Source organism: Streptomyces sp. NPDC057002, from assembly GCF_042673825.1.
Taxonomy (GTDB): Bacteria; Actinomycetota; Actinomycetes; order Streptomycetales; family Streptomycetaceae; genus Streptomyces.
Genome location: NZ_JBHURZ010000008.1, coordinates 438727 through 458334, shown reverse-complemented (window position 1 = coordinate 458334; position 19608 = coordinate 438727). Strand labels below are relative to the sequence as shown.

Below are 19608 nucleotides of genomic sequence, written 5' to 3'. Positions count from 1 at the left end.
CAACTTTGAACGCAGACCAGGCGAGTGCCCCCGGCAGGATTCGAACCTGCGCACACGGCTCCGGAGGCCGTTGCTCTATCCCCTGAGCTACGGGGGCGTGTCCGGCGCGATTGCTCGCGGCGACGGGTAGAACACTACCAGCTCCCTCGGGGTGGTCATCAACGGGTTTCCGCTGCCGGGGGCGGGTGTGTGGGTCGCCCGTGCGGGGTGGAAGTGGGGAAAACCCGGACGCGGTGGCCGGGGCCGACCTACTCTCGAGTTGTGCCAGGCGCGTCGGGTCGGGTGCTTGTTGTGGACGACAACAAGGTCATCCGGCAGTTGATCAGGGTCAACCTCGAGCTGGAGGGGCTGGAGGTGGTGACCGCGGCCGATGGTGCCGAGTGTCTTGATGTCATTCATCAGGTGCGGCCCGATGTCGTGACCCTCGACGTCGTCATGCCCCGGCTGGACGGGCTCAGGACCGCCGCTCGGCTGCGGACAGATCCGCTGACCCGTGACCTGCCCCTCGCCATCATCAGCGCCTGCACCCAGTACGAGGTCGAGGCCGGGCTCGAAGTCGGCGTCGATGCCTTCCTCGCCAAACCCTTCGAGCCCGCCGAACTGGTCGGGATGGTGCGGCAGTTGATGGAGCGGGCCCGGCGTCGGGAGGGGCAGGGCGGTGGTGGCCCCGATGGCGGGGGTGATGCCGCCCAGGCGCATGCCGTCGATCAGCCGGCCGTACCGTAGGTGACGAGCGGCCGCTCGCCCTCCTCAGGGAAGCCGCGTCCACATCCCGGACCCTCCCTAAACCGGTTCGCATACCCACCCCCCTCCTCCCATACGCTTGTGCCCGTGACCCCCGTCGAGCTCTCCCGCACCGTGCTGCACGCCGTGCGTCGCGCTGTCGACGACGGCGAGCTCAGCGTGACCGTGCCGGAGCGAGCCGTGGTCACCCGGCCAGGGCCAGGGGGCTGCGGTGATTACGCCACCAACATCGCCCTCCGGCTGGCCCGTGCGGCGGAGCAGCCGCCCCGGCGCGTGGCCGAGATCCTGCGGGCGCGTCTCCTCGACGACCACCGCATCACCGATGTCGTCGTCACCGGTGCCGGGTTCCTCAACCTCAGCCTGGGAAGCGCCGCCTCCGTCGCGCTGATCGACGAGATCCTGCGTCGCGGGCGGCGCTACGGCCACGCCGCGGGGCCCAGCGGGAACATCGTCCGGCTCCGGTGCGCGGCCGAGGTCCGTGCCGTCGTGGTCGCGGATGCCACGGCCCGTCTGCTGCGCAGCCAGGGCGACTCCGTCCGCATCAGCTACGACGGCCGGCCCGCGCCGGAGTGGGAATCCGTCCTCGGTGTGGACACCAAGGGCGTGGACGATAAGGGCGTGCACAACGAGGGCGTGGACAGCGAGGGTTCGGACGCCGGTTGTATCTCCTCCGCCGCCGGTGGTGCGGATCCCGGCGGCGTGGACGCCCACTCCTCCCGAGGGCCCCACTCCTCCCTGGGGCCCCACCCCCTCCTGCCCGTCCCCGACGTCACCATCCGCCCCGTCCCCGCCCCCACCGACCCCCTTCCCCTCGGCCGGGACGCCGCCCGTTGGGCACTGCTGTACCCCGCCGCGCACGACCGGCCCAGGACCACCGGCGATCATCTGGTCCAGCGGGAGACCAACCCCCTCTTCCGCGTCCGGTACGCCCACGCCCGCACCCGGGCCCTGCTGCGCAACGCCGACGACCTCGGCTTCCGGCCCGAGCCCGGCCCAGCGCACACCCCCGACACGGCACCGCTGATCGCCGCACTCGGCGACCACCCCCGTGTCCTCACGGCCGCCGCCACCGACCACAGCCCCGACCGCCTGGCCCGGCACCTCGTCACCGTCGCCGACGCCACGCTGCCGCTGCTCCCCGCCGTGCTGCCCATAGGCGGGGAGAAACCCTCGGCCGCCCACCGTGCCCGGCTCGCGCTCGCCGAAGCCGCCGGGACGGTGCTGGCCGGCGGCCTGTCCCTGCTCGGCATCGACGCACCCGATCACCTCTGAAAGACACGAATATGAGCCGTTCCGCACACCCCGCCGGGCCCCGTCACGCCGATGTCCTCCCCGAGGGCCACTACTCCGCCCCGCCCACCGACCTCAACGCCCTGGACCCCAAGGTGTGGGCCGAGACCGTCACGCGGGACGAGGACGGTGTCGTCACCGTCGGCGGCATCACCGTCACGGAGCTCGCCGAGGAGTTCGGTACCCCCGCCTACGTCCTCGACGAGGCCGACTTCCGGGCCCGCGCGCGTGCGTGGCGCACCGCCTTCGGGGCCGACGCCGACGTCTTCTACGCCGGCAAGGCGTTCCTCTCGCGTGCCGTCGTGCGCTGGCTGCGCGAGGAAGGGCTGAACGTCGACGTCTGCTCCGGCGGCGAGCTGACCACCGCCCTCTCCGCCGGCATGCCCGCCGACCGCATCGCCTTCCACGGCAACAACAAGTCCGTCGACGAGATCACCAGGGCCGTCGAGACGGGCGTGGGCCACATCGTGCTCGACTCCTTCCAGGAGATCGCCCGGGTCGCCCACATCGCGCAGAGCCTCGGGAAGCGGCAGAAGGTCCTGATCCGGATCACCGTCGGTGTGGAAGCCCACACGCACGAGTTCATCGCCACCGCCCACGAGGACCAGAAGTTCGGCATCCCGCTGTCCGGCGGGCACGCCGCCGAGGCCGTACGCCGTGCCCTGCAGCTCGACGGGCTCGAACTCGTCGGCATCCACAGCCACATCGGCTCGCAGATCTTCGACATGTCCGGGTTCGAGGTCGCCGCCCACCGGGTGGTCTCGCTGCTCAAGGACGTCCGCGACGAGCACGGTGTCGAGCTGCCGGAGATCGACCTCGGCGGCGGGCTCGGTATCGCGTACACCAGCGACGACGACCCGCGTGAGCCGCACGAGATCGCCAAGGCGCTCACCGAGATCGTCACGCGGGAGTGCGAGGCCGCCCGCCTCCGCACGCCGCGTATCTCCGTCGAGCCCGGACGCGCCATCGTCGGCCCGACCGCCTTCACGCTCTACGAGGTCGGCACCATCAAGCCCCTCGACGGGCTGCGGACCTACGTCTCCGTCGACGGCGGCATGTCGGACAACATCCGCACCGCGCTGTACGACGCCGAATACAGCGTCGCGCTCGTCTCCCGCACCTCCGACGCCGGGCCGATGCTCGCCCGTGTCGTCGGCAAGCACTGCGAGAGCGGGGACATCGTGGTCAAGGACGCGTTCCTGCCGGCCGACCTGGCACCGGGTGACCTCATCGCCGTACCGGCGACGGGCGCCTACTGCCGGTCCATGGCCAGCAACTACAACCACATGATGCGGCCGCCGGTCGTCACCGTGCACGACGGAGAGGCCCGGGTGATCGTCCGCCGGGAGACCGAGGAGGACCTGCTGCGTCTCGACGTCGGCTGAGCCGGACCGACGCCGGACCGACGAGGGGTGGAAGATCTCCTGTCTTCCACCCCCGTACAAATGAAATAGATATCTCACGATCCGGACGAAGGGCAGAAAGTCCCGTCCGGTGAGTGAGACTGGTGCAACCGTAGACGGTATGAGGAAACGAGGTCGGATGATGCGTACGCGTCCGCTGAAGGTGGCGCTGCTGGGCTGTGGAGTGGTCGGCTCAGAGGTGGCGCGCATCATGACGACGCACGCCGACGACCTCGCCGCCAGGATCGGCGCCCCCGTGGAGCTCGCGGGCGTGGCCGTACGGCGGCCCGACCGGGTCAGGGAAGGCATCGACCAGGACCTCGTCACCACCGACGCCACCGCCCTCGTCAAGCGCGGCGACATTGATGTCGTGGTGGAGGTGATCGGCGGGATCGAGCCCGCCCGGACCCTCATCACCACCGCCTTCGAGCACGGCGCCTCCGTCGTCTCCGCCAACAAGGCGCTGCTCGCCCAGGACGGGGCCGCCCTGCACGCCGTCGCCGAGCAGCACGACAAGGACCTCTACTACGAGGCCGCCGTCGCCGGTGCCATCCCGCTGATCCGGCCGCTGCGCGAGTCCCTCGCCGGCGACAAGATCAACCGGGTGATGGGCATCGTCAACGGCACGACCAACTTCATCCTCGACAAGATGGACTCGACCGGGGCCGGCTACCAGGAGGCCCTCGACGAGGCCACCGCCCTGGGTTACGCGGAGGCCGACCCCACCGCCGACGTCGAGGGCTTCGACGCCGCCGCCAAGGCCGCCATCCTCGCCGGCATCGCCTTCCACACGCGCGTGCGTCTCGACGACGTCTACCGCGAGGGCATGACCGAGGTCACCGCCGCCGACTTCGCCTCCGCCAGGGAGATGGGCTGCACCATCAAGCTGCTCGCCATCTGCGAGCGGGCCGCGGACGGTGCGTCCGTCACCGCGCGCGTGCACCCGGCCATGATCCCGCTGAGCCACCCGCTGGCCTCCGTCCGCGGCGCCTACAACGCCGTGTTCGTCGAATCCGACGCCGCCGGGCAGCTCATGTTCTACGGGCCCGGAGCGGGCGGTTCCCCGACCGCCTCCGCCGTGCTCGGCGATCTCGTCGCCGTCTGCCGCAACCGGCTCAGCGGCGCGACCGGACCGGGCGAATCCGCCTACGCCGCCCTGCCGGTGTCGCCGATGGGCGAGGTGGTCACGCGCTACCACATCAGCCTCGACGTGGCCGACAAACCGGGTGTTCTCGCCCAGGTCGCGACCGTGTTCGCCGAGCACGGAGTCTCGATCGATACGGTTCGCCAGTCGGGGAAGGACGGCGAGGCCTCCCTCGTCGTCGTCACGCACCGTGCGTCCGACGCCGCCCTCACCGGGACCGTCGAGGCGTTGCGCAAGCTCGACACCGTGCGTGGTGTCGCCAGCATCATGCGGGTTGAAGGAGAGTAACCAGCAATGACCCACCAGTGGCGCGGAATCATCGAGGAGTACCGGGACCGGCTGCCGGTATCCGACACCACGCCGGTCGTGACGCTCCGCGAGGGCGGCACACCGCTCGTGCCCGCGCAGGTGCTCTCCGAGCGCACGGGCTGCGAGGTCCACCTGAAGGTGGAGGGCGCGAACCCCACCGGGTCCTTCAAGGACCGCGGTATGACCATGGCCATCACCCGGGCCAAGGAGGAGGGGGCGAAGGCCGTCATCTGCGCCTCCACCGGCAATACGTCGGCCTCCGCCGCCGCGTACGCCGTGCGGGCCGGGATGGTCTGCGCCGTGCTCGTGCCGACCGGCAAGATCGCGCTCGGCAAGATGGGCCAGGCCCTCGTGCACGGTGCGAAGATCCTGCAGGTCGACGGAAACTTCGACGACTGCCTCACCCTTGCGCGCGCTCTGAGCGACAACTACCCCGTCGCGCTGGTCAATTCGGTCAACCCGGTACGTATCGAGGGCCAGAAGACGGCCGCCTTCGAGATCGTGGACATGCTGGGCGACGCGCCCGACATCCACGTCCTGCCGGTGGGCAACGCGGGCAACATCACGGCCTATTGGAAGGGCTACAGGGAGTACGCCGCCGACGGCGTGGCCGCCCGGACGCCCCGGATGTGGGGCTTCCAGGCCTCCGGCAGCGCCCCGATCGTGCGCGGCGAGATCGTCAAGGACCCGTCGACCGTCGCCACCGCCATCCGCATCGGCAACCCGGCCTCGTGGAACCACGCGATCGCCGCGCGGGACGAGTCGGGCGGCTTCATCGACGAGGTGACGGACCGTGAGATCCTGCGCGCCTACCGGCTGTTGGCCTCCCAGGAGGGGGTCTTCGTCGAGCCCGCGTCCGCCGCGTCCGTCGCCGGTCTGCTGAAGGCGGCCGAGCAGGGCAAGGTCGACCCGGGGCAGCGGATCGTGTGCACCGTCACCGGCAACGGGCTGAAGGACCCCGACTGGGCCGTCGCCGGTGCCCCGCAGCCGGTCACCGTCCCCGTCGACTCGGCGGCCGCGGCGGAGCGCCTCGGACTCGTCTGACCTGCGCGGACGTGCCGAGCGCCGGTGTAGCGCTCGGCACGGTCCGGCGTAAGACGGCGCTTGCCCGGGGAGGTACCCCGCAGGGGGTGCACAGGGCTCATACGACACGCATCGTGCGCCTCCTGTGCGCCCTATGTCGCCACAGAACCTTCTTTCGATAGGCTGTACTGAACCCGCCCGCCGCATATGCCTCCGCATAGAGCACGGTGCCGCGCCGTCTCCGCGGCCGGGACAGCGGCCGGCCATCCCGGTCGGCAGCGGCCCCCAGGGTTCTCGTACGCATCGAATGTCCATCGAACGTCATTCGACAATCACGCAGCTCAAGGAGAGTCATCGAGCGATGGCCGGTCCAGCGTTCCGCGCCGCCGCCGTCCGGGTGCGCGTCCCCGCCACCAGCGCCAACCTCGGCCCGGGCTTCGACGCCCTCGGCCTCGCGCTGGGCTTGTACGACGACGTCGTCGTCCGGGTGGCCGACTCCGGGCTGCACATCGACATCGCGGGTGAGGGCAGCGAGACGCTCCCGCGCGACGAGAAGCACCTCCTCGTCCGTTCCCTGCGCACGGCCTTCGACCTGCTCGGCGGACAGCCGCGCGGCCTGGAGATCGTCTGCGCCAACCGCATTCCGCACGGCCGGGGCCTGGGCTCCTCCTCGGCCGCCATCTGCGCCGGGATCGTCGCCGCCCGCGCCGTGACCATAGGCGCCGACGCCAAGCTCGACGACACCGCGCTGCTCGAGCTCGCCACCGAGATCGAGGGCCACCCCGACAATGTCGCGGCGTGTCTGCTGGGCGGCTTCACCCTCTCCTGGATGGAGGGCGGAGCGGCCCGCGCGATCAGGATGGAGCCCGCCGATTCCATCGTTCCGGTGGTTTTCGTGCCCGGAAAGCCGGTTCTGACGGAGACGGCGCGCGGGCTGCTCCCGCGCTCCGTCCCGCACATCGACGCCGCCGTCAACGCGGGCCGGGCCGCCCTGCTCGTCGAGGCCCTGACACGGCGCCCCGAACTGCTGCTGCCCGCCACCGAGGACCGCCTGCACCAGGAGTACCGCGCCCCCGCCATGCCCGAGAGCACGGCGCTGGTGGAGCGGCTGCGGGCCGAGGGTGTCCCGGCGGTCATCTCCGGCGCCGGACCGACGGTCATGGCGCTGACCGACGAGGGCACCGCCGACAAGGTCGAGGCCCTGGCGGGCGCGGACTGGGCCGCGAACCGGCTGAGCCTCGACGCACAGGGCGCGAGCGTTCTGCCGCTCGCGGCCCCCGGCGACTTTTGAAAGCACTCGGTTGCCGGATTTGGAGAGGGGGAATGTTTGTTGGATCCGGTAGTGTTAACCTCAAGTCTGCACCCGACCCCACCATGGCGAGGTGCCTCGTGTCCCCGTCCGGGACAGACATTCTTCCGGGAGCCCCCCAAGCCGCACTGTGTTTCGTACGTCGGACCGTACGCCGTACGCGGACACTGAGCGGGGCGCAGGGCACGCTCCGGAACCGGTGCGACCACGCCGCGTGACACTGACACTGGGTGCCACGGCTCAAGGAAGCGCCATCACCAGATTCCTCCGCCGCTTAGGCGGACCACCGCCCCGGCACGGTTCACACCACACGGACCGAAGTCGGACAGCACAACCGGTCGCCGAGCCAGACAGGCCGACGTCCGCTCCAGGGAAGGACCCTTCGTGAGCGACACCACCGATCTGATGGGCGCACGTGTCGAGGAGACAGCTGCCGCGCCCGCCACGGACGCCTCCGCGCCTGCCGCCGGTGCCGGCTCCCGGCGGCGCCGCGGTACCGGCCTCGAGGGCATGGTGCTGGCCGAGCTGCAGCAGGTCGCATCCGGCCTCGGCATCAAGGGCACGGCGCGTATGCGCAAGAGCCAGCTGATCGAGGTCATCAAGGAGGCGCAGGCGTCCGGCGGCGCCGCTCCGGCCGCGAAGGCCGACGCCCCCGCCGAGACCAAGCCGAAGCGCCGCGCCACCTCCCGGACCCGTACGGGGGACAACGCCGAGAAGGCGGAGAAGAAGGCGGACGCGAAGCAGGCCTCCGAGGCCCCCGCCGAGAAGGCCGACAAGGCCGAGAAGGCCGTGGCCCAGCAGCAGATCGAGATTCCCGGCCAGCCCGCCAGCAACGACGAGCCCTCCGAGCGCCGCCGTCGCCGTGCCACCGCCGACGCCGGATCCCCGGCCTCCGCCGCCGAGACGGTCGCCGCCGAGGCGAAGAACGACGCCAAGGCCGAGGCGCCGGCGCAGCAGTCGCAGCAGCAGTCCCAGAGCGACGCCAAGTCCGACGGCGACGGTGGCGAGGGCCGCCGCCGCGACCGCCGTGACCGCGGCCGGGACCGTGACCGCGGCGGCCGGGGCAAGGGCGACGACCAGCAGGGCGGCCAGCGCGGCCAGCAGCAGGGCCAGCAGCAGGGCGGCGGTGGCGGTCGTCAGGACCGCGGCCAGCAGCAGCAGGACGACGACGACTTCGAGGGCGGCCGCCGTGGCCGTCGCGGGCGTTACCGTGACCGCCGTGGCCGTCGCGGCCGCGACGACGTGCAGGAGCCGCAGATCACCGAGGACGACGTCCTGATCCCCGTCGCGGGCATCCTGGACATCCTCGACAACTACGCCTTCATCCGCACGTCCGGCTACCTGCCCGGCCCGAACGACGTGTACGTCTCCCTCGCCCAGGTCCGTAAGAACGGCCTGCGCAAGGGTGACCACATCACCGGTGCCGTCCGTCAGCCGAAGGAGGGCGAGCGCCGCGAGAAGTTCAACGCGCTGGTCCGCCTGGACTCCGTCAACGGCATGGCGCCCGAATCCGGGCGCGGGCGGCCGGAGTTCAACAAGCTGACGCCGCTGTACCCGCAGGACCGGCTCCGCCTGGAGACCGACCCGGGCGTGCTGACCACCCGCATCATCGACCTCGTGTCGCCGATCGGTAAGGGCCAGCGCGGTCTGATCGTGGCCCCGCCGAAGACCGGCAAGACCATGATCATGCAGGCGATCGCCAACGCGATCACGCACAACAACCCCGAGTGCCACCTGATGGTCGTCCTGGTCGACGAGCGTCCGGAAGAGGTCACCGACATGCAGCGGTCGGTGAAGGGCGAGGTCATCTCCTCGACCTTCGACCGCCCGGCCGAGGACCACACGACGGTCGCCGAGCTCGCCATCGAGCGCGCCAAGCGGCTGGTCGAGCTCGGGCACGACGTGGTCGTCCTGCTGGACTCCATCACGCGTCTGGGCCGTGCCTACAACCTGGCCGCGCCCGCCTCCGGCCGCATCCTGTCCGGTGGTGTCGACTCGACCGCCCTGTACCCGCCGAAGCGCTTCTTCGGTGCGGCCCGCAACATCGAGGACGGCGGCTCGCTGACCATCCTCGCCACCGCGCTGGTGGACACCGGGTCCCGCATGGACGAGGTGATCTTCGAGGAGTTCAAGGGCACCGGCAACGCGGAGCTCAAGCTCGACCGCAAGCTCGCCGACAAGCGCATCTTCCCGGCGGTGGACGTGGACGCGTCCGGTACCCGTAAGGAAGAGATCCTGCTCGGCAGCGACGAGCTCGCCATCACCTGGAAGCTGCGCCGTGTGCTGCACGCACTCGACCAGCAGCAGGCGATCGAGCTGCTCCTGGACAAGATGAAGCAGACGAAGTCGAACGCCGAGTTCCTGATGCAGATCCAGAAGACGACGCCGATGCCGGGCAACGGCGACTAGGCACCGTCTGACAGAAAGGGCCGCCCCCGTCCGGAACAGGACGGGGGCGGCCCTTTGTGGTGTTCGTGTGCAGGTAGGATCACGCTCTTCGAACATGTGATCCCGAGGGGGGACATTCGTGGGTACATCCATGCCTGGGGGCGGGCGCCACAGACGCCGGATACGCATCGCACTGCCCGTGGCCGCGGCCGGTGTCGCGGCTGCCGTGGCCGCCGCGCTGCTGACGACGTCCGCCGGCGCGGCCACCCCGCTGCCGCAACCGACGATCAAGCCCGCCACCGGCTCGCCGTCGCCCGCCGAGCTGGAGAAGCGCGTCGCGGGCGCCCTGGCCGGCGACGACACCGCCGGCAGGACGAGCAAGGCGTCGCTGAGCGCGAGCACGACCGAGGGCCGTATCGACCCGAAGGTCATCGGCGGCAGCCAGACCACCATCACCTCGGCCCCGTGGATGGCGCAGCTCCACTACTTCGACGACCGGGGCACGTCCGGCACCGGCGACGACATCGGCTTCTTCTGCGGCGGCGCCGTCGTCGCGCCGACGAAGATCCTCACCGCGGCGCACTGCGTCAAGGGCTACGACTGGAACGCCAACGGCGCCGTCGTCACCGGCACCGCCCAGCTGCCCTCGGCCGACGGCACCGACCTGCACGGCGGCACCGTCACCGCCGTCTGGCGGCAGTGGAACCACCCGTCGTACAACGCGACGACCATCGACAACGACATCGCGGTGCTCACCCTGCCCGAGCCGGTCAAGGCCAAGACGATCCGGATGACGACGTCCGGTGACACCGCCTCGTACAAGGCCGGCACCAGCGCCAAGGTCTACGGCTGGGGCCGCACCAGCTCCACCAGCGACGACATCTCCGAGCGGCTGAAGACGGCCACGCTGCCCCTCCAGTCCGACACCACCTGCGCCGGCGCGTACGGCAGGGACTTCGTCAAGGGCCACATGGTCTGCGCGGGCAAGCCCGCCACCGGCAGTGACTCGGGCACCACCTCCGCCTGCAACGGCGACTCGGGCGGCCCGCTGGTCGTCAACAACCGCATCGTCGGTGTCGTGTCCTGGGGCGTGACCGACTGCGTCGCGAAGGGCGCCTACAGCGTCTTCAGCAAGGTCAGCACCTACGTCGGCGCCGCCTATCCGCGCGTCGACGACACCAACATCAGCGGTGACCACAAGGCCGACCTGTGGGTGCGCAACGCGTCGACCAAGACCGGCTACTCCAAGGACTCCAAGGGCACGTCGTTCGCCGCCCGCCAGTCCTGGGGCAACTGGAACGGCTTCAACGTCGTCCTGCAGACCGACCTCGACCGCGACGGCTACCAGGACCTGGTCTACCGGCGCAGCAGCGACGGCGACCTCTTCTGGACCCACTTCGTGCTCGCCGACAACGCCTGGTCCACCAAGAAGATCGCCGACAACTGGAAGACCCGCACCCGCGTCATCACCCCCGGTGACGTCACCGGCGACTACCTGCCCGACCTGCTCTCGGTCGACTCCGCGGGCGTGCTGTGGATCTACCCGGGCAACGGCAACGGCACCTTCGCGGCCCGTGTGAAGGCCGGCTCCGGCTGGAACCAGTACAACTCCGTCCGTGGCAAGGGCGACTTCACCGGCGATGGCAAGACCGACCTCATCGCCCGCAGCAAGTCGGGCAGCCACATCTACCTCTACAAGGGCACCGGCAAGTCCGGCTCCGGCGCCTTCTCGGCCCGGGTCAAGGTGCGCTCCTGGGGCGGCTACAACGCCTTCGACGCGACCGGCGACATCACCGGCGACGGCAAGGCCGACTTCCTGGCCCGCACCCCCGGCGGCACGCTCTATCTGTACCCGGGCACCGGCAAGGCGACCAGCGAGATCTTTGCCACAAGAAAGTCCGTAGGTACCGATTTCAAGCAGTACGACATCTTCGGCTGAAACCGCAGGTGAGCGGGATACACCCCGCTGTGACGAACACGGACTGTGCCCACCGCCGCACGCGGTGGGCACAGTCCGTTGTGCAACCCTTTCCCGAGTTTCCCCGTCTGACCAGGCGGAGCGACGATGGTGCCAGGGGGCAGTCCCCCGACCGAGTACGCCTGGCACCGACCGCAGGGGGTAATCGACCGAAGACGAGCCGAGGAGCACATGTCTGCCGAGAGCACGCCGGGTCCGGGTATACCGGGCGAGACCGGCACCACCGGATCGCGCCGAGCCAAGGGCCGACGCCGCAAGCCCCGCAAGCGTCACAAGGGCATGATGATCATGGCCTGGACCGCGGCGGGCATCGTCGTCCTGGGCGGGACCGGGGCGGGGTACGTGTACTTCAAGCTCAACGGCAACCTCAAGAGCGTCGACATCGACCAGGCCCTCGGCACCGACCGGCCCAAGAAGGCCGACAACGGCTCCGAGAACATCCTCGTCCTCGGCTCCGACACCCGCGCCGGCGGCAACAAGAAGCTCGGCGGCGGCACCGACGACGGCAGCGCCCGCTCCGACACGGCGATGATCGTGCACGTCAACAAGGGCCACAAGAAGGCCAGCGTGGTCTCCATCCCGCGTGACACCCTCATCGACCGGCCCTCCTGCACGGACACCAAGGGCAAGCAGTACCCCGCCGCGAACGGCGTGATGTTCAACTCCGCGTACTCCACGGGCGGGGCCGCCTGCGCCGTGAAGACCGTCGAGTCGATCACCGATCTGCGCATGGACCACTACCTGGAGGTCGACTTCGCCGGCTTCCAGACGCTCATCGACGACCTCGGCGGCGTCGAGGTGACCACGACGAAGCGCATCGACGACCCCGACAGCCACCTGAAGCTGAAGGCGGGCACCCACAGACTCGACGGCGAGCAGGCCCTCGGCCTGGTCCGCACCCGGCACGGCGTGGGCGACGGCTCCGACCTGGGCCGCATCCAGCTCCAGCAGGCCTTCATCAAGGCCCTGCTCAACCAGGTCAAGGACGTCGGCGTCTTCTCCAACCCGAAGAAGCTCTACGACCTCGCGGAAACCGCGACCAAGACGGTGACGGCCGACTCCGACCTCGGCTCGGTCAACAAGCTCGCGTCCTTCGCGAACGGCCTCAAGGGCATCACCCCGTCGAACATGAACATGGTCACGATGCCGGTCGCCTACGACCCCGCCGACCCCAACCGAGTCCTCCTCCAGGAAAAGCAGGCCGACCAGATCTGGAAGGCCCTGGAACACGACAAGCCGATCCCGAAGAGCGCGACCAAGGGCTCGGCAACCGGTGAAGCGAACGGCGTGGTGTCGTCCTCTTAGGGGCGCGGGGAACTGCGCGAGCAACCCAATCCGGCCCGCAGGGAACAAACAACGGCAACCCCCGGTTTTGGGGGATGGCCCCAGTCCTGGCAGACTGGTACGTCGGCTCCGGTTCACGCCCCCGCACCCCGCGGCAGCGACCCGGCGCCCTCCCGAACCTAGGAGACACCTTGAAGCGCGACATCCACCCCGAGTACGTCGAGACGCAGGTCAGCTGCACCTGCGGCGCGTCGTTCACCACTCGCAGCACCATCGAGTCCGGCACCATCCGTGCCGACGTCTGCTCCGAGTGCCACCCGTTCTACACGGGCAAGCAGAAGATCCTCGACACCGGTGGCCGTGTGGCCCGCTTCGAGGCCCGCTTCGGCAAGGCCGCCGGCTCCAAGAAGTAGCGAGCCTCAATTCGCCGGTCCACGGACGCGCCCCCTCACCGGGCGCTCCGGGACCGGCGTTTTTGGTCGCCCGCCCTTCACCCCCGTCCGTACACAGGAGCCCAAGATGTTCGAGGCCGTCGAGGAACTCGTCGCCGAGCACGCCGACCTGGAGAAGAAGCTCGCCGACCCGTCGGTGCACTCCGACCAGGCCAACGCGCGCAAGCTGAACAAGCGTTACGCCGAGCTCACCCCGATCGTCGCCACGTACCGCTCCTGGACGCAGACGGGCGACGACGCCGAGACCGCGCGCGAACTGGCCGCCGACGACCCCGACTTCGCGGCCGAGGTCAAGGACCTGGAGCGGCGGCGCGAGGAGCTCACGGAGAAGCTGCGCCTTCTCCTCGTCCCGCGCGACCCCAGTGACGACAAGGACGTCATCCTCGAGATCAAGGCCGGCGCGGGCGGCGACGAGTCGGCGCTGTTCGCCGGCGACCTGCTGCGCATGTATCTGCGCTACGCCGAGCGGGTCGGCTGGAAGACCGAGATCATCGACGCCACCGAGTCCGAGCTGGGCGGCTACAAGGACGTCCAGGTCGCCGTGAAGACCAAGGGCGGCCAGGGCGCCACCGAGCCCGGGCAGGGCGTCTGGGCGCGGCTGAAGTACGAGGGGGGCGTGCACCGCGTGCAGCGGGTGCCGGCCACGGAGTCCCAGGGCCGTATCCACACCTCCGCCGCCGGTGTGCTGGTCACCCCGGAGGCCGAGGAGGTCGACGTGGAGATCAACCCCAACGACCTCCGGATCGACGTCTACCGCTCCTCGGGGCCGGGCGGACAGTCCGTCAACACCACCGACTCCGCCGTGCGCATCACGCACATTCCCACCGGAGTCGTCGCCTCCTGTCAGAACGAGAAGAGCCAGCTGCAGAACAAGGAGCAGGCACTGCGTATCCTGCGCTCGAGGCTGCTTGCCGCGGCGCAGGAGGAGGCGGAGAGGGAGGCCGCCGACGCCCGCCGCAGCCAGGTCCGCACCGTCGACCGCTCCGAGAAGATCCGCACGTACAACTTCCCGGAGAACCGCATCTCGGACCACCGCGTCGGCTTCAAGGCGTACAACCTGGACCAGGTCCTGGACGGCGACCTCGCCGCGGTGATCCAGGCCTGTGTCGACGCGGACTCGGCGGCCAAGCTGGCCGCTGCATAAGCACGTAGGAGTACTGAGTACCGGAGGACTTGCGTGAACCTGCTGCTCGCGGAGGTGGCCCAGGCCACCCAGCGGCTCGCCGACGCCGGCGTGCCCTCGCCGCGCACCGACGCGGAGGAACTCGCCGCGTTCGTACACGGCGTCAAGCGCGGCGAGCTGCACTCCGTCAAGGACTCCGACTTCGACGCCCGTTACTGGGAGGTCATCGCCCGCCGCGAGGCCCGCGAGCCGCTCCAGCACATCACCGGGCGGGCCTACTTCCGGTACCTGGAACTCCAGGTGGGCCCCGGGGTGTTCGTGCCGCGCCCCGAGACCGAGTCCGTGGTCGGCTGGGCCATAGACGCCGTACGGGCCATGGACGTCGTAGAGCCGTGCATCGTCGACCTGTGCACCGGCTCCGGCGCCATCGCGCTCGCCCTCGCCCAGGAGGTGCCGCGCTCGCGGGTGTACGCCGTGGAGCTGTCCGAGGACGCCCTGCGGTGGACCCGCAAGAACGTGGAGGGCTCCAGGGTCGAGCTGCGCCAGGGAGACGCCCTGACGGCCTTCCCGGACCTGGACGGCCAGGTCGACCTGGTCATCACCAACCCGCCGTACATCCCGCTCACCGAGTGGGAGTACGTCGCTCCGGAGGCGCGGGACTACGACCCCGACCTGGCCCTCTTCTCCGGCGAGGACGGCCTCGACCTCATCCGCGGCCTGGAACGCACCGCGCACCGGCTGCTGCGCCCCGGCGGCGTCGTGGTCGTGGAGCACGCCGACACCCAGGGCGGACAGGTGCCGTGGATCTTCACCGAGGAGCGGGGCTGGGCCGACGCGGCCGACCATCCGGACCTCAACAAGCGCCCGCGTTTCGCCACGGCCCGCAAGGCGCTTCCGTGAGCACCCCGATCACCCCACAGTCTTCGCAGTCTTCATCCCAGCAGCACGTGTACGAGGAGGCCAGCTAAAGATGGCACGGCGATACGACACCAACGACGCGACCGACCGCGTGACCGGTCTGCGTGAGGCAGCGTCCGCCGTCCGCCGTGGCGAGCTCGTGGTGCTGCCGACGGACACGGTGTACGGCATCGGCGCCGACGCGTTCTCCTCGGAGGCCGTCGCCGACCTGCTGGACGCGAAGGGCCGGGGCCGCAACATGCCCACCCCGGTCCTCATCGGCTCCCCGAACACCCTGCACGGGCTCGTCACGGACTTCTCCGAGCTGGCCTGGGAGCTCGTCGACGCCTTCTGGCCGGGCGCCCTCACTCTCGTCGCCAAGCACCAGCCGTCCCTCCAGTGGGACCTCGGGGACACCCGTGGCACCGTCGCCGTGCGCATGCCGCTGCACCCGGTCGCCATCGAGCTGCTCACCGAGGTCGGCCCGATGGCCGTGTCGTCCGCCAACCTCACCGGCCACCCGGCGCCGGAGGACTGCGACGCCGCGCAGGAGATGCTCGGCGACTCCGTCTCCGTCTACCTCGACGGCGGCCCGACCCCCGGCAACGTGCCGTCGTCGATCGTTGACGTGACCCGTGAGGTGCCGCTGCTGCTGCGCGCGGGCGCGATCTCCGCGGACGAGCTCCGAAAGGTCGTACCCGACCTCGAGGTGGCGAATTGACGGCCCCTGGAGCGGGGCGTGGCATAGGCAACGGGGAAAGCGCGGCGGAGATCACGACGACGTTCGTGGGGCTTCCGCGTGACAGCTTCCGCATCCTCCACGTCAGTACCGGCAATGTGTGCCGCTCGCCCATCACCGAGCGGCTGACCCGTCATGCCGTGCGGGAGCGGCTGGGGATCCTGGGCGGCGGGCTGATCGTGGAGAGCGCGGGCACCTGGGGCCACGAGGGCGCGCCCATGGAGTCGCACGCGGAGACCGTCCTCGCCGACTTCGGCGCGGACGCCTCCGGCTTCACCGGGCGTGAACTGCTCGACGAGCACGTGATCCGCGCCGATCTGGTGCTGACCGCCACCCGGGACCACCGGGCGCAGGTCATCTCGATGGGGCACTCGGCGGGCCTGCGGACCTTCACGCTCAAGGAGTTCACCCGTCTGGTGAAGGCCATCGACCCGGCGACCCTGCCGCCTCTGGAGGAGGGTGTGGTCATCCGCGCGCGTGCGCTGGTGCGTGCCGCGGCGGCTCTACGCGGGTGGCTCCTGGCGCCGAACGCCGAGGCGGACGAGGTGTACGACCCGTACGGGGCGCCCCTGACGTTCTTCCGGTCCATCGGGGACGAGATACACCAGGCACTCGATCCGGTGGTCACGGCCCTCACGGGTGTCCCCGCAAAGGCGTAGCAGCCGAGCGCCCCGGGGGCACCGGGCCTACATTGGACGTACGTCACCGTCGACGCCGCCCGGAGCCCATCATGACGGTCACCCCTGCCATCGAGGCCGACGTCCTGCGCCACCAGGACCCCGAGCTCGCCGACGTGCTGCTCGCGGAGCGGGAGCGGCAGTCGACGACGCTCCAGCTGATCGCCGCCGAGAACTTCACCTCGCCGGCCGTGCTGGCGGCCCTCGGCTCGCCGCTGGCCAACAAGTACGCCGAGGGCTACCCGGGGGCTCGGCACCACGGCGGCTGCGAGATCGCCGATGTCGCCGAGCGCCTCGCCGTGGACCGGGCCAGGGCCCTGTTCGGCGCCGACCACGTCAACGTCCAGCCGCACTCGGGCTCTTCGGCGGTGCTGGCCGCCTACGCCGCCCTGCTCCGCCCCGGCGACACCGTCCTCGCCCTCGGCCTGCCCCACGGCGGCCACCTCACCCACGGCTCGCCCGCCAACTTCTCCGGCCGCTGGTTCGACTTCGCCGGCTACGGCGTGGAGGCCGAGTCCGGGTTCATAGACCACGAGCAGGTGCGCACCCTGGCCCGGACGCGCCGGCCCAAGGCGATCGTGTGCGGTTCGATCGCCTATCCCCGGCACATCGACTACGCGTTCTTCCGCGAGGTCGCCGACGAGGCGGGCGCCTACCTCGTCGCGGACGCCGCGCACCCCATCGGGCTCGTCGCCGGGAGAGCGGCGCCGAACCCGGTGCCGTACGCGGACATCGTCTGCGCGACCACCCACAAGGTGCTGCGCGGCCCGCGCGGCGGCATGATCCTGTGCCGCGCGGAGCTGGCCGAGCGGGTGGACCGGGCCGTGTTTCCTTTCACACAGGGCGGCGCGCAGATGCACACCATCGCCGCCAAGGCGGTCGCGTTCGGGGAGGCGGCAACACCGGCGTTCGTCGCGTACGCCCATCAGGTGGTCGCCAATGCGAGGGTTCTCGCGGCCCGGCTGGCCGCCGAGGGCCTGGTCGTCACCACCGGTGGCACCGACACCCATCTCATCACCGCCGACCCGGCACCCCTGGGCGTCGACGGACGCACCGCCCGCGGCCGTCTCGCCGCGGCCGGCCTGGTCCTGGACTGCTGTGCGCTTCCTCACGGCGACGCCCGGGGCCTCAGGCTGGGCACGGCCGCGGTCACCACGCAGGGAATGGGAGAAGCCGAGATGGCGAGGATCGCCAAGCTGCTCGCGGGGGTGCTCAGGGGCGTGACCGAGACCGCGAGGGCACGTGAAGAAGTGCGGGAGCTGGCCGGTGGATTTCCGCCGTATCCGCGCTGAGTGGGGGTAGACGCACCGGGGTGCACAGCCACTCGTGCAACCATCGTCGCTACCCGGAAGTCCCCACCCATATGCGCGCATCGCTAGGGTGTGGGGCTGTGATGGCCAGCGAGACCTGTGGGGAAGCCCGTGCGTGAATACCTGCTGACGCTCTGCATCACGGCCGCGGTGACGTATCTGCTGACAGGGCCGGTACGGAAATTCGCGATCGTGGCCGGAGCGATGCCGGAGATCCGGGCACGTGATGTGCACCGGGAACCTACTCCGCGGCTCGGCGGGATCGCGATGTTCTTCGGCCTGTGCGCCGGTCTGCTGGTCGCCGACCATCTGACCAACCTCAGCCAGGTCTTCGAGACATCGAACGAACCCCGGGCGCTGCTGTCCGGGGCGGCGCTGATCTGGCTGATCGGTGTGCTGGACGACAAGTTCGAGCTGGGCGCCCTGATCAAGCTGGGCGGCCAGATGATCGCGGCCGGCGTCATGATCCTGCAGGGCCTGACCATTCTGTGGCTGCCCGTCCCCGGCGTCGGAACGGTGTCCGTCACTCCGTGGCAGGGCAACCTGCTCACCGTGGCTCTCGTGGTCGTCACCATCAACGCGGTCAACTTCGTCGACGGCTTGGACGGCTTGGCGGCAGGGATGGTGTGCATCGCCGCAGCGGCGTTCTTCCTGTACACCTACCGGATCTGGTACGGCTACGGTGCCGAGGCGGCTGCCCCCGCGACCTTGTTCTCCGCGGTGCTCATGGGGATGTGCCTCGGCTTCCTGCCGCACAACATGCACCCAGCCCGCATCTTCATGGGCGACTCCGGGTCCATGCTGATCGGTCTGGTCCTTGCGGCGAGTGCCGTGTCCGTCACCGGCCAGTTGGACGTCGAGGCACTCAACGTCAACCTCGGCGGTGACCGGGAAACGACCCACGCGATGCTTCCCGTCTTCATCCCCCTGCTGATGCCGTTGACGATCATCGCGATCCCTGCCGCCGACCTGATCCTGGCCATCGTGCGGCGCACGTGGAAGGGCCAGTCGCCGTTCGCCGCCGACCGCGGCCACCTGCACCACCGCCTGCTGGAGATCGGCCACTCGCACAGCCGCGCGGTGCTGATCATGTACTTCTGGTCGGCGCTGATCGCCTTCGGGGCGCTCGCCTACTCGGTCAACTCGGCGTCCATGTGGATCGTGCTCGGCGTCGTGTTCCTCAGCGCGATCGGCCTCCTGCTGCTTCTGCTGCCGCGCTTCACGCCGCGCGCCCCGCGCTGGATGGAGCGCTTCGTGCCGCCGCGCTACCGGCGCCGTGTCTCGGTCGCCGCGCTGGCACCCGAGGCCTCGACGCCGGCGTCCGCGGCGGCGGCCGTGTCAGGGGTCTCCGGGGTCTCCGGTGTCAACGGGGCGACCGCCATCGGCCCCCGTTCGCGTCTGGCCGACCGGCGCAAGGCCGGGACAAGGTAAGAATCTGACTAGAGCATTGCCAAGTCGTGGGGTTGTGATGGGGGAGCGAAGCGCCCCAATACCAGACAAGTCGACGCCGTTCTTGCACAGACGCGCAGCTTCACTCT

The 19608-nt window shown here is 70.3% G+C and carries 16 protein-coding genes and 1 tRNA gene; 16 read left to right on the top strand and 1 reads right to left on the bottom strand.

Features of this window, described 5'->3' with window-relative positions; translation table 11 throughout:
• Positions 1 to 25: 25 nt before the first annotated feature.
• A tRNA-Arg gene (locus ACFT32_RS35235) sits at positions 26 to 97 on the bottom strand.
• 116 nt (positions 98 to 213) lie between these two features.
• Here ACFT32_RS35235 and ACFT32_RS35230 point away from each other — a divergent pair.
• The 16 genes from ACFT32_RS35230 to ACFT32_RS35155 all read left to right on the top strand — a co-directional run bounded on the left by ACFT32_RS35230 (position 214) and on the right by ACFT32_RS35155 (position 19501).
• Positions 214 to 726: a response regulator gene (locus tag ACFT32_RS35230; protein ID WP_382497360.1), complete on the top strand. Its 513-nt coding sequence runs from the start codon at positions 214 to 216 to the stop codon at positions 724 to 726.
• Positions 727 to 831: 105 nt separating this feature from the next.
• Positions 832 to 2016, top strand: coding sequence for an ArgS-related anticodon-binding protein NrtL (nrtL, locus tag ACFT32_RS35225; RefSeq protein WP_382497359.1), 1185 nt, complete (start codon positions 832 to 834; stop codon positions 2014 to 2016).
• A gap of 11 nt (positions 2017 to 2027) precedes the next feature.
• Complete coding sequence (lysA, locus tag ACFT32_RS35220) at positions 2028 to 3419, top strand: diaminopimelate decarboxylase (protein WP_382497357.1); 1392 nt, start codon at positions 2028 to 2030, stop codon at positions 3417 to 3419.
• Between the two features lie 157 nt (positions 3420 to 3576).
• Entirely contained in the window at positions 3577 to 4869 is a 1293-nt protein-coding gene (locus ACFT32_RS35215; RefSeq protein WP_382497355.1) for a homoserine dehydrogenase, read from the top strand.
• Between the two features lie 6 nt (positions 4870 to 4875).
• On the top strand, positions 4876 to 5934 hold the full coding sequence (gene thrC, locus ACFT32_RS35210; RefSeq protein WP_382497353.1) for a threonine synthase: 1059 nt from the start codon (positions 4876 to 4878) through the stop codon (positions 5932 to 5934).
• A 340-nt stretch (positions 5935 to 6274) separates the two neighbouring features.
• Positions 6275 to 7204: a homoserine kinase gene (gene thrB, locus ACFT32_RS35205; protein WP_382497351.1), complete on the top strand. Its 930-nt coding sequence runs from the start codon at positions 6275 to 6277 to the stop codon at positions 7202 to 7204.
• A 402-nt stretch (positions 7205 to 7606) separates the two neighbouring features.
• A complete protein-coding gene (rho, locus tag ACFT32_RS35200) occupies positions 7607 to 9631 on the top strand; it encodes a transcription termination factor Rho (RefSeq protein WP_382497349.1) in 2025 nt (674 codons plus the stop codon).
• 130 nt (positions 9632 to 9761) lie between these two features.
• Positions 9762 to 11549, top strand: coding sequence for a trypsin-like serine protease (locus tag ACFT32_RS35195; RefSeq protein ID WP_382497439.1), 1788 nt, complete (start codon positions 9762 to 9764; stop codon positions 11547 to 11549).
• Between the two features lie 210 nt (positions 11550 to 11759).
• On the top strand, positions 11760 to 12893 hold the full coding sequence (locus ACFT32_RS35190) for an LCP family protein (protein ID WP_382497347.1): 1134 nt from the start codon (positions 11760 to 11762) through the stop codon (positions 12891 to 12893).
• Between the two features lie 170 nt (positions 12894 to 13063).
• Positions 13064 to 13285, top strand: a complete 222-nt coding sequence (rpmE, locus tag ACFT32_RS35185; RefSeq protein WP_003992975.1) for a 50S ribosomal protein L31 — start codon at positions 13064 to 13066, stop codon at positions 13283 to 13285.
• 106 nt (positions 13286 to 13391) lie between these two features.
• Entirely contained in the window at positions 13392 to 14468 is a 1077-nt protein-coding gene (prfA, locus tag ACFT32_RS35180; RefSeq protein WP_382497345.1) for a peptide chain release factor 1, read from the top strand.
• Positions 14469 to 14501: 33 nt separating this feature from the next.
• Positions 14502 to 15347, top strand: coding sequence for a peptide chain release factor N(5)-glutamine methyltransferase (prmC, locus tag ACFT32_RS35175; RefSeq protein ID WP_311127758.1), 846 nt, complete (start codon positions 14502 to 14504; stop codon positions 15345 to 15347).
• A gap of 70 nt (positions 15348 to 15417) precedes the next feature.
• Positions 15418 to 16065: an L-threonylcarbamoyladenylate synthase gene (locus ACFT32_RS35170; RefSeq protein ID WP_193480933.1), complete on the top strand. Its 648-nt coding sequence runs from the start codon at positions 15418 to 15420 to the stop codon at positions 16063 to 16065.
• Positions 16062 to 16742, top strand: coding sequence for a protein-tyrosine-phosphatase (locus ACFT32_RS35165; RefSeq protein ID WP_382497342.1), 681 nt, complete (start codon positions 16062 to 16064; stop codon positions 16740 to 16742). Before ACFT32_RS35170 ends, ACFT32_RS35165 begins: the two co-directional genes overlap by 4 nt.
• Before the next feature lie 71 nt (positions 16743 to 16813).
• Positions 16814 to 18052: a serine hydroxymethyltransferase gene (glyA, locus tag ACFT32_RS35160; protein ID WP_382497340.1), complete on the top strand. Its 1239-nt coding sequence runs from the start codon at positions 16814 to 16816 to the stop codon at positions 18050 to 18052.
• A 129-nt stretch (positions 18053 to 18181) separates the two neighbouring features.
• A complete protein-coding gene (locus ACFT32_RS35155; protein WP_382497338.1) occupies positions 18182 to 19501 on the top strand; it encodes an MraY family glycosyltransferase in 1320 nt (439 codons plus the stop codon).
• The last annotated feature ends 107 nt before the right edge of the window (positions 19502 to 19608 follow it).